The organism is Nocardiopsis protaetiae (genome assembly GCF_045446735.1).
GTDB classification, from domain to species: domain Bacteria; phylum Actinomycetota; class Actinomycetes; order Streptosporangiales; family Streptosporangiaceae; genus Nocardiopsis; species Nocardiopsis protaetiae.
Map to the genome: position 1 here is coordinate 1 of NZ_JBJJBV010000237.1, position 10,491 is coordinate 10,491.

The window sequence follows — 10,491 nt, forward strand, 5'->3', positions numbered from 1 at the left end:
GCCGTGTTCCGGTCCCGCCGGAGTTCCGGTGTCCGGGCCGGTCAGCCCGCGTACCGCCCGTTCAGGTCCGTGATGTTCATCCGGTTCGTCGCCGCCATGGGGCTGGAGACGTCGACGTCGGTGACGAACATGTACGGCAGCAGCAGCGGCGGCGGGAAGTCCGGGGTGAAGGTGATGGGGATGGGGATGCCGAAGATGTTGATCCGCATCCGGGTGACGTGCAGGACGACGTCGCCGTCCAGGGTCATGGTGGGCAGGCCCAGGCTCATCCTGGTCCCGTACTCCTCGAACCACAGGTCCCCGTTGGTGACGTCGGCCCGGCTCATGGTGAGCCGGAGGTAGCGCCGGGGACCGTCGGCGGTGGGGCACTCCACGACGCCGTCGTAGCGGGCGCCGCTCATGGTCAGCAGGTCTGCGGTCAGTCCGGAGGTGCGGACCGAGCCGCGGAAGCAGTCGTAGCCGGCGTCGACGGGGATCTCGGGGAGCTCGTCGGCCTCCTGGGCGGCCTGGCAGGCCAGGACGGCCTCGACGAACTCGTCCTCGGTCCGCGCCGTCGCCCCCTCGCCGGTGCGGAACTCGCACGCGGCGGGGTCGGCCTCGGGGTCCTCCCCGGGGTCCTCTTCCTCTCCGCCCTCCTCGGTGCCGGGTTCGGTTCCGGGGTCCCCGGTCCCGGGTTCTCCGGGGGCGGGGTCCCGGTCGCCGGGAGGGGGCGAGGGTGACGGGGAGGGCGATGGGGACGGTGAGGGGTCGTCGGCGGGCTGTTCCCCGCTCCCGCCGCCGCTGCCGGGGAAGAGCCAGTCCCAGGGCCAGTCCTGGGCGGGTGCGGGGGCCGCGGCCAGGACGAGGACGGTCGCCAGGGGCAGGGCGAGGGCCGCCAGTGGACGGGTCCCGCCCTCGGTGGTCCCGGTCGCGGGCAGTTCGTCGGTGCGGGCGCCGGGGGTCGCGGCACCGGGGCCTCCGGCGCCGTGGTCACCGGCGTCGGGGTCCTCGGCGTCGTCGCCGCCGTCGGCGGTGTCATCGCCCGGGGCGGCCCCCGCCCGCCGGCGCCCGCGCGGGCTCCGACGGGCCTTGGGACCCCAGGCGAACACGAGCGACCCGCCGACGATACCGAGCAGCATGCCGATGACGAACCCGCCGAAGTTGGAGGTCACGAAGGTCACCAGGGCGAGCAGGACCCCGACCACCCCGAAGAACGTGTTCTGGGCGGGCTGGAGCCAGCTCAGCACGCCGAGCACGATCATCAGCACCGCGATGAGGGTGCCGGACACACCGGCGATGCCGGCGTAGATGATCAGGTCGATCGGGAGGACGAGGGTCTGTGCGGCCGGGGCGACCAGCAGCTCGATTCCGGCCGCGATGAGGATGACGCCGCCCCAGAACGGGCGGCTGCGCCGCCACTGGCGGAACCGTCCCCATCCCGAGCGCAGGAGGGTCAGTGCAGGGGTCATGGGATCAGAAGCACTCGTGGTCGCCGGGCTTGATCGCCAGTCCCAGCCCGGACAGGCGCAGGGAGCCGGAGGTCACGGCCCAGGTGGTCATCTTCATGTCCGAAACGGTGATCTTGTCGGCCTGGAGGCCGAAACCGCCGGCGGGACCCTGGCCGCCCTCGGCCTTGTCGAGGGTGCTGGCGTCCCGGCCGATCTCGATCTTGCTGAACTCGGCGTTGCCCTGGAGCTGTTCGATGTCAATGACGAGGTTGGTGCCCTCGACGGGGGTGCTCTCGCCCGCGGTGATGACCAGGGTGGCCTGGCCGATGGGCAGGTCCCACAGCGAGGACATGCAGAGGTTCTGGAGCTCGGCGGTGTTGACGGTGGACAGGCCGACCGGGCGGCCGGTCCCGTCCACGGAGGTGGCGACGTCGCCGTACTGGGTGAAGCCGTTGCCGACCAGGCTGTCGGCGGACATCTTGAAGCTGTCGCCGGAGACGGCGAACGAGGCGGCGAGCAGGCCCTGCGTGGTCATCCCGCCGAGCACCGCGGCGGCGACGAAGCCGGGGACCGCGACGAGGGCGAAGCGGCGCCAGCGGGTTCCGCGCGAGCCTTCGTGCTGCTCAGGCGCATCCTGGGACACCTGCGGCGTCTCCTCGGAAGCCTTGGGCATGGAAACCTCCAGTGGTCCACCGCCCCTGGGGGGCGGCGTGGGGGAGAGGAACTTGCGCCGATGCACGCCTCGCGTGTTACATGGAACACACCTTACTCGGCGGTAGTGACGAACGTTACAATAGTTATTGTCACATTTCCAGATGGCGCAAAGAATGTTGCGGACCCGTATCCGGCGCACTACGGACCACCCGCGACCGACCCGATAGCGAGACCAGCACGTGCCCCTAGAGCGCAACGCGGACTCCCCCGCCACCCCCGACAAGGCGACCGGACCGACCGAGGACGACCGCTTCGACTACGACGTCGTGGTGATCGGCTCCGGCTTCGGCGGATCGGTCAGTGCCCTCCGCCTCACTGAGAAGGGTTACCGTGTCGGCGTCCTGGAAGCCGGGCGCCGTTTCACACCCGAAACCCTGCCGTCATCGTCCTGGGACGTGAAGAACTTCCTCTGGGCCCCGCAGGCCGGGCTGTACGGCATCCAGCGGATCCACCTGCTGCGCGACGTGATGATCCTGGCCGGGGCCGGGGTCGGCGGCGGTTCCCTGAACTACGCCAACACGCTGTACCACCCGATGGACCCGTTCTTCGAGGACCCGCAGTGGCGCCACATCACCGACTGGAAGTCGGAGCTGGCGCCCTTCTACGACCAGGCCCGGCGCATGCTGGGCGTGCGCACCAACCCCACCGTCACCGCCTCCGACCGCCACCTCAAGGCGGTCGCCGAGGAGATCGGCGTGGGCCACACCTTCCGGCTGACCCCGGTCGGCGTCTGCTTCGGCGACGGCGAGGACGGCTCGGGGGCCGAGGCCTCCCCCGGCGAGTCCGTGGGCGACCCCTACTTCGGCGGGGCCGGGCCGGACCGCAGGGCCTGCCTGGAGTGCGGCGAGTGCATGACCGGCTGCCGGCACGGCGCCAAGAACATGCTGACCGAGAACTACCTGTACTTCGCGGAGCGTGGCGGCGCCGAGGTGCACCCCCTGACCACGGTGGAGCGTATCCGCCCCCTGGCCGACGGCGGGTACGCCGTCGACACCGTCCGTACCGACGCCCCCCGGCGCAGGGAGAACGCCCGCACGTTCACCGCCCGCCAGGTCGTCGTCGCGGCCGGGACCTACAACACCCAGACCCTGCTGCACCGGATGAAGGACGCCGGGCTGCTGCCCCGGCTGTCGGACCGGCTGGGCACGCTCACCCGCACCAACTCCGAGGCCCTGGTCGGCGCGATGAGCCGCCAGGTGCCGTGGAAGGAGGACCTGACCCACGGCGTGGCCATCACGTCCTCCATCCACCCCGACGAGAACACCCACATCGAGCCGGTCCGCTACGGCAAGGGCTCCAACGCGATGGGGCTGCTCACCGCCATGCAGGTGCCGGGCGGCGGCCGCGTGCCGCGCTGGGCGCGGTTCCTGGGGCGGGCGGTCCGCCACCCGGTGGTGTTCGCCCGCAGCTTCTCCAACCGCCGCTGGTCGGAGCGGGTCATCATCGGCCTGGTGATGCAGTCGCTGGACAACTCGCTGACCACGTCGGTCAAGAAGGGGCTGTTCGGCGGCAGGAAGACGCTCACCTCCCGGCAGGGGCACGGCGAGCCCAACCCCACCTGGATCCCGGCCGGCCAGGACGCGGCCACGCGCCTGGCCGAGCGGATCGACGGCTACCCGGGCGGCACCGTCGGCGACATCTTCAACATCCCGATGACCGCGCACTTCCTGGGCGGCTGCCCGATCGGCGACAGCGCCGAGAACGGTGTCATCGACCCCTACCACCGGCTGTTCGGGTACCCGGACCTGCACGTGGTGGACGGGGCGGCGGTCACCGCGAACCTGGGCGTGAACCCGTCTCTGACGATCACCGCGCAGGCCGAGCGGGCGCTGTCGATGTGGCCCAACAAGGGCGAGGAGGACGCCCGCCCGGCGCAGGGGGAGGACTACCGCCGGGTGCGGCCGGTGTTCCCGCGCTCCCCCGCGGTTCCGGCGGGCGCCTTCGCGGAGCTGCGGTACACCACCCCGCTGCCGCTGTCGGTCGCCGAGACCGCACCCGCGGAGAACGCGCCCGCGGAGGAGACGGCTGCGGAGAAGACGGCCGAGGGCGCCGAGACCGCCGGGAGCACCGGGGCCTGAGCGTCTCCCCCCGGGGCCGCCGGCCCCGGGGGACCGCTCCCGCGCGGGTGGGGGCGCCCGCCGGCCGCGTCGGTGGTCGCTCGCGTCAGTTCCGCGCGTCGGGGACCGGTCCTCCGGTGACCGGCTCGGAGTCGGGGGCCTGCTCGGCGGCCGGGGCGGGGGGCGGGACGGCGAGGCGGTCGCGCTCCTTGTTGAGCAGTTCCATGGCGTCGGCGAAGTGCTCGCCCATGACGTTGGTGAGCTGGGCGGCCATCTCCTGGGCCAGGACCGCGTCCACGGCCTGCTGGGCCAGCGGGCGGACCTTGCGGATCACCTCGGCGACCTCGGCCGGGTCCTCGGTGTTGAGCACCGTGCCGGGGGCGTACTCGGCGATGATGTGGTCGGCGACCAGCCGGGTCATGTGCTCGGCGACGTGGCCGATCTTGTCGCGCAGGTTCTCGGCGATGTCCAGTACGGAGTTCACGGTCATGCCCATGCGCACCAGCTCGACGCCGGCGTGCAGCAGGCGGGGGCTGGGCACCCGGAAGCGCAGGCCGTCGCGTTCGATGACGCCCAGGTCCAGCGAACGCTTTATGGTCTTGGGGTTCACCCCCTTGCCGAACAGCTCGCGCAGGTCGCCCAGGGTGAGGTAGTCGGCGATCTCGTCGCTCCAGGCGTCGCCGATCGCCGACTCGAAGCCGAGGATGTCGGAGAGGTCGCCGCCGCGCTCCCAGACCTGGAACATCTCGCCGATGTTGGCGAAGGTGTACCCGCGCCGCAGCAGCTGGCCGATCAGCCGCAGACGTGCCAGGTGCGCCTCGGAGTAGATGCCCACGCGGCCCTCACGGCGGGGCGGGGCGAGCAGCCCCCGGTCCTGGTACACCCGGACATTGCGCACCGTCGTTTCGGCCAGCCGGGCGAGTTCGTCTATGCGGTATTCGGCCATGGGTCCAGCCTAGAGACACCCGTGAACATTACTTGTCAGAATCTTCCCGGTGTGGACACTATCGACCATGACAACAGACGTTGTCATGTTTGCGACAGGAGCGCAAGAACCTGCACATCCACCCCGAGGGGGAACATCCTTCCGGGCGATCGGGCCGCGGTTCCGTCACGCGCCGCGTCCCTTTGTTCACGCAGGGACTTCCTGAAACCCACTTCTCGACAGCCCGAAACCCCCCAGAGCCCCCGCGACCCCCTCCCATCCCGGGTGTGCGCGCCCCGCACGGCAGCGGTCACGGGCAGCGAACTTACCCGTGAGTAAATTTCCGGCTTCACCCCATTGCATTGTGACAATGCTCGTTGTAACGTTCCGGCAATGACTGTGGAGGAGATCACATGACGACCCCCCTGCCGCGCCATCTGCGCAGGCTGCCCGGCCTGAACGCCATCGTCACCGGCGCCTCCGGGGCCTTCGGCAGCGCAACGGTCGCCGTCCTTCGGCACCTGGGCGTGAACGTCGTCGGCATCGACCGCAAGCCCGCCCCCGGCGTCATCGGCTGCGACATCACCGACGACGAGCAGGTGCGCCAGGGCGTCGCCGAGGCGATCGAGCGGCTCGGCGGCCGTCTGGACCTGCTCATCCACTACGCGGGCGTCGGCCCGGCCGTCGACGCCGGCCAGGCCCCCGACGTCCACGTCCACCAGGCCCTGGAGGTCAACCTGCTGGGCACCTGGCGGGTCACCGCGGCCGCCGTGCCCGCGCTGCTCCAGAGCCGGGGGCGCGTCATCATCACCGCGTCCCTGCTCGCCAACCTCCAGCTGCCGTTCGCCGGCGCCTACACGGTGTCCAAGCGCGCCGTCACCGCCTACGCGGACTGCCTGCGCGCCGAGTACGGCACCCACCTCGGGGTCACCACCGTCTACCCCGGTTACGTGGACACCCCGATCCACAACAGCTCCCGCGCCACCGGCGTCGCGCTCGACGGGCTCGTCCCGGCCGAGACCGAACGCGACACCGTCATGGCCGTGGTCCGGGCCGCCGGGGCCAAACGCGCACCGCGCGACGTGGCCTCCACCGCGCTCGGAACCGCCGGACTCCACCTGTTCCGGCACTTCCCCGGCACGACCGAGCAGATCGTGAACCTCCAGATCGGTCTGCTCCTGGCCGACGGCGCCTTCGCGGACGCGGAGATCGCCCAGGGACTCCACACGCGTCACGGCAGCCCCGTACCCCAGCCGACGGCGTCCTGAGGAGGACGAAATGACAGCAGAGATCACCGCCAAGCCCAAGATCACCGACCGCGAGGACATCGCCAAGCGCCTCCTGCGCGGCTCGGCCAAGGCCTCCTTCGACCCGCTCGTGGAGATCGACTGGGACGCCCCGGTCGACCCCGACATGTGGGCCATCCGCCCCGAGCGGATCTCCATCTACGGGACCCCGCTGTGGGACTCCCTCAGCGAGGAGAAGCGCAAGGAGCTCAGCCGCCTGGAGGTCGCCAGCGTCGCGACCATCGGCATCTGGTTCGAGACCATCCTCATGCAGATGCTGGTGCGGCACGCCTACCGCAACGACCCCACCACGCTGCACGTCCAGTACGCCTACACCGAGATCGCCGACGAGTGCCGCCACACGGTCATGTTCGCGAAAATGGTGGAGAAGCTGGGCTGGCACACCCACCGGCTCGACCCGGTCGCCTACCACCTGGGGCGCGTCTTCAAGGCGATCGCCCACGGCCCGCTGATCTTCGCAGGCGCCCTGTTCGTCGAGGAGGTGCTGGACCAGCTCCAGCGGGAGGCGGTCCCGGACGAGCAGATCCTGCCCCTGGTCCGCTCGGTCGCGCGCATCCACGTGACCGAGGAGGCGCGGCACATGCGCTACGCCCGCGAGGAGTTCCAGCGGGACTGGGTCCAGCGCGGCCCCCTCAACAAGGCCTACAGCAAGCTCGTGCTGGGCCTGGTCACCTACTACTCGGCGACCCGCCTGATCAACCCCAAGGTCTACGAGCAGGTCGGGCTGGACCCCCGCGAGGCGTACAAGGCCGCGCACGCCAACCCGCACTGGACCGACACCAAGACCTGGGCCGCCCGCAAGGTCGTCGGCACGCTGGAGACGGCGGACGCGATCAGCGGGCTCGGCCGCTACTTCTGGAAGAAGGCCGGCCTGCTGGGCCGCTGACCTCCCGATCCACCGCGGGCGCCCGCACACCGGGCGCCCCCACAGACCCCACCGTCGGCAGGGCGGAACGCGCCACGTCCCGCCGACGGTGGACCAGGCCTCCCGCAGGGCGTACGCGCCACGCTCTGCGGGGGTCGGCTCCCCGGAGGGCGGAACGCGCCACCTCCCTCCGGGGCGGCACTCCCCCGGGGGCGAAACGCGCCACGCCCCCGGGGGACCCCACACCTCCCGGCCCGCAGCGGACCCCTCGCGCGGGCCGGTCGCACGAAGGGAACGACAGTGACCGACGCACCACCGCACTTCCGGGTGGCCATCATCGGGTCCGGGTTCGCCGGGCTCGGCATGGCCGTCCGCCTCAAGCAGGCCGGACTGCGGGACCCGAGGGACTTCGTGATCCTGGAGCGGGCCGACGACGTCGGCGGCACCTGGCGCGACAACTCCTACCCGGGCGCGGCCTGCGACGTCCCCTCGCACCTGTACTCCTTCTCCTTCGCGCTCAACCCCACCTGGAGCCGGACCTTCTCCCCGCAGCCGGAGATCTTCGCGTACATCAAGCGGGTCGCCGGGGAGTACGGGATTCCCGAGCACGTGCGGTACGGGCACGACGTGCTGTCCGCGCACTGGGAGCCCGCGGAGAACCGCTGGCGGATCGAGACCTCGCGGGGCACGGTCACCGCCCAGTTCCTGGTCAGCGGCGCCGGGCCCCTGGCCGACCCGGCCCTGCCGGACATCAAGGGCATCGACACGTTCGAGGGGCGGATGTTCCACTCCGCGCAGTGGGACCACGACCACGACCTCACCGGCCGCCGGGTGGCGGTGATCGGCACCGGTGCCTCCGCCATCCAGTTCGTGCCGCAGATCCAGCCCAAGGCGGGGAGGCTGACGCTGTTCCAGCGGACGGCGCCCTGGGTGATGTTCCGGCACGACCGCGACATCACCAAGGCGGAGGGCTGGCTGTACCGGAACATCCCCATCACCCAGCAGATCGCCCGCAAGAGCATCTACTGGGGGCGGGAGAGCTACATCCTCGGCTTCGCCAAGAACCCCAAACTGCTGTCCATCGTGGAGCGGCTGGGGCGGGCCAACATCGCCCGCAGCATCAAGGACCCCGGGCTGCGCGCCAAGGTCACCCCCGACTTCCGGGCCGGGTGCAAGCGCGTCCTGATGTCCAACGACTACTACCCGGCGCTCGCGCAGCCCAACGTGGACGTGGTCACCGACGGCATCGTGGAGATCCGGCCGAACTCGGTCGTCACCCGGGACGCCTCGGGGCGGGAGACCGAGCACGAGGTGGACACGATCATCCTGGGCACGGGCTTCCACGTGACCGACCCGCCGGTGGCCCACCGGGTGTTCAACTCCCAGGGGCGGTCCCTGGCGGACCACTGGGGCACCGACGTGCAGGCGTTCCGGGGGACCACCATCGCCGGGTTCCCCAACGCGTTCATCCTGGCCGGGCCCAACACCGGGCTGGGGCACACCTCGCAGGTGTTCATGATCGAGGCGCAGATCCGGTACACCGTCGAAGCGCTCAAGTACCTGTGCAGGCAGGGGCTGGACCGGCTGGAGGTGCGGCCGCAGGCGCAGCACTCCTACAACGAGATGGTGGCCAGGAGCATGGAGGGCACCGTCTGGGTGACCGGCGGCTGCGACAGCTGGTACCTCAACGAGGAGGGGCGCAACACCACGCTGTGGCCCACCTTCACCTGGAACTTCGCGCTGCGCACCCGCTGGTTCGACCCGCACAACTACGACCTTCGGGTCGACCGCGGCGCCCGCCGGGCCCGTGCCGCGGCCTGAGGGAGGAGGACGCGATGAGCGGTTTCGACGACGACGAAGAGGAGTACCGGGGCGAGGTGACCCTGGTCCCGCTCGACGCCGAGGGGGAGCCCGCGGGTGGGCCGATCCCGGCACGGTGCCACGTGGCGGGGCACTTCTCGCCGCTGACCGGCGACTACCGGTGGTCGGGGCGGCTGTCGCCCTCCCCGGAGGTCACCGCGGCCTACGAGGGCGGGGTGCGCACGGTGCTGATCCGCACCCCGGACGGGAACGAGGGCGTCGCCACCCTGGCCGAGCCCAACCTGTGGGGCGGGCACCCGGTCAGCGGGTCGGGGACGCCGCCGTACCCGGTGCCGCAGATCGACCTGAGCGACCTGCTGGACTGACAACCCCCGAACCCCCGAACCCCCGAACCCCCGAACGAGAGGTATCCCGATGGCGATCCGACACCTGGGCCCGGCCCGCGAGATGCGGGTGGTCTCCGACGACGGCACGGAACTGCACGTGGAGGTGCGCGGGCCGGCGAGCGGGCCGACCGTGGTGTTCTCCCACTGCTGGGCGACGTCGCTGGCGTCCTGGGGGCCCGTGGTCCGGCTGCTCGACGAGAACCTGCGGGTGGTGCTGTACGACCAGCGCGGGCACGGGCGCACCCCGGTGCCCCTGACCCCGGCGGGGTACGGGGAGGAGAAGCTGGCCGACGACCTGTGCGCGGTGCTGGCGGCGACCGTCCCGGACGGCGAGCGCGCCGTGGTGGCGGGGCACAGCATGGGCGGGATGACCGTCATGGCCACCGGCGGCCGCGAGGTCTTCCGGGAGAAGACCGCGGCGGTGCTGCTCACCAACACGGGGTGCACGCAGTTGCCGAAGCGGGCCACCGCGATCCCGCTGCCCAGGGCCCTGGGGCGGGCGGCCGTGTCCGCGCTGACCCTGAGTGCGCCGCTGCCGCTGGGGCCGCGCACCCCGCTGACCACCGCCGCGTTCAAGTACGTGGCGCTGAGCCGGGGGGCGGACCCGCGCATGGTGCGCCTGTGCTCGCGCATGGTGCACGCCTGCAACCCGATCGCGCGCGGGCGGTGGGGGGACATGATGAACCACCTCGACCTGGACGAGACCGTCCGCGCGATCACCGCGCCGACGGTGTTCGTCGCGGGCGAGGAAGATCGCATGACCCCGCCCTGGCACGCCCACCACGTGGCCTCGCTGCTGCCGAACTGCGAGGAAGTGGTGGAGGTGCCGGGCGCGGGGCACATGGGGCCGCTGGAGTTCCCCGACCTGCTGGCCGACCGCGTCGAGAAGCTCGCCGCCAACCACCTGGGCGCCGCCCTGGCGCGGTGAGCGGTGAGCGGTGTTGCCGCGGACGCCCCCGGACTGGACGGCCGGGGGCGTCCGCCGTGTT

General features: G+C 71.6%; 9 protein-coding genes. 6 read left to right on the forward strand and 3 right to left on the reverse strand.

Translation table 11 applies throughout. The features are described 5' to 3' along the window. Nucleotides 1-41: 41 nt before the first annotated feature. Together ACJOT3_RS27170 and ACJOT3_RS27175 are read right to left on the reverse strand one after the other, a co-directional pair. The gene (locus ACJOT3_RS27170) at nt 42-1,448 is read right to left on the reverse strand and encodes a DUF6114 domain-containing protein (RefSeq protein WP_406975961.1); all 1,407 of its coding nucleotides are present in this window, start codon (nt 1,446-1,448) and stop codon (nt 42-44) included. Nucleotides 1,449-1,452: 4 nt separating this feature from the next. After that, a complete protein-coding gene (locus ACJOT3_RS27175; RefSeq protein WP_406975962.1) occupies nt 1,453-2,100 on the reverse strand; it encodes a DUF6230 family protein in 648 nt (215 codons plus the stop codon). Between the two features lie 220 nt (nt 2,101-2,320). On the opposite strand from ACJOT3_RS27175, the gene ACJOT3_RS27180 reads away from it, so the two are divergent. Continuing rightward, nucleotides 2,321-4,219 (forward strand): GMC oxidoreductase, encoded by a 1,899-nt coding sequence (locus ACJOT3_RS27180; RefSeq protein ID WP_406975963.1) that lies wholly within the window; start codon nt 2,321-2,323, stop codon nt 4,217-4,219. A gap of 85 nt (nt 4,220-4,304) precedes the next feature. Here the strand turns inward: ACJOT3_RS27180 and ACJOT3_RS27185 are convergent, their stop codons facing one another. Next, nucleotides 4,305-5,144, reverse strand: coding sequence for a MerR family transcriptional regulator (locus tag ACJOT3_RS27185; protein ID WP_406975964.1), 840 nt, complete (start codon nt 5,142-5,144; stop codon nt 4,305-4,307). 392 nt (nt 5,145-5,536) lie between these two features. Here ACJOT3_RS27185 and ACJOT3_RS27190 point away from each other — a divergent pair, with 392 nt between their 5' ends. The 5 genes from ACJOT3_RS27190 (at nt 5,537) to ACJOT3_RS27210 (ending at nt 10,430) form a co-directional block, all read left to right on the forward strand. Continuing rightward, complete coding sequence (locus ACJOT3_RS27190) at nt 5,537-6,391, forward strand: SDR family NAD(P)-dependent oxidoreductase (protein WP_406975965.1); 855 nt, start codon at nt 5,537-5,539, stop codon at nt 6,389-6,391. Between the two features lie 10 nt (nt 6,392-6,401). Beyond that, nucleotides 6,402-7,316: an AurF N-oxygenase family protein gene (locus ACJOT3_RS27195; RefSeq protein ID WP_406975966.1), complete on the forward strand. Its 915-nt coding sequence runs from the start codon at nt 6,402-6,404 to the stop codon at nt 7,314-7,316. Between the two features lie 279 nt (nt 7,317-7,595). Continuing rightward, the gene (locus tag ACJOT3_RS27200) at nt 7,596-9,116 is read left to right on the forward strand and encodes a flavin-containing monooxygenase (RefSeq protein WP_406975967.1); all 1,521 of its coding nucleotides are present in this window, start codon (nt 7,596-7,598) and stop codon (nt 9,114-9,116) included. Between the two features lie 14 nt (nt 9,117-9,130). Further along, entirely contained in the window at nt 9,131-9,481 is a 351-nt protein-coding gene (locus tag ACJOT3_RS27205; protein ID WP_406975968.1) for a DUF4873 domain-containing protein, read from the forward strand. Nucleotides 9,482-9,530: 49 nt separating this feature from the next. Continuing rightward, complete coding sequence (locus tag ACJOT3_RS27210) at nt 9,531-10,430, forward strand: alpha/beta fold hydrolase (protein ID WP_406975969.1); 900 nt, start codon at nt 9,531-9,533, stop codon at nt 10,428-10,430. The last annotated feature ends 61 nt before the right edge of the window (nt 10,431-10,491 follow it).

Excerpts from the sequence above, each read along its gene's own strand:
- ACJOT3_RS27195 (WP_406975966.1), top strand. The coding sequence starts at position 6,402 with ATGACAGCAGAGATCACCGCCAAGCCCAAGATCACCGACCGCGAGGAC.
- ACJOT3_RS27190 (WP_406975965.1), top strand. The coding sequence starts at position 5,537 with ATGACGACCCCCCTGCCGCGCCATCTGCGCAGGCTGCCCGGCCTGAAC.
- ACJOT3_RS27185 (WP_406975964.1), bottom strand. The coding sequence starts at position 5,144 with ATGGCCGAATACCGCATAGACGAACTCGCCCGGCTGGCCGAAACGACG.
- ACJOT3_RS27175 (WP_406975962.1), bottom strand. The coding sequence starts at position 2,100 with ATGCCCAAGGCTTCCGAGGAGACGCCGCAGGTGTCCCAGGATGCGCCT.
- ACJOT3_RS27205 (WP_406975968.1), top strand. The coding sequence starts at position 9,131 with ATGAGCGGTTTCGACGACGACGAAGAGGAGTACCGGGGCGAGGTGACC.
- ACJOT3_RS27170 (WP_406975961.1), bottom strand. The coding sequence starts at position 1,448 with ATGACCCCTGCACTGACCCTCCTGCGCTCGGGATGGGGACGGTTCCGC.
- ACJOT3_RS27210 (WP_406975969.1), top strand. The coding sequence starts at position 9,531 with ATGGCGATCCGACACCTGGGCCCGGCCCGCGAGATGCGGGTGGTCTCC.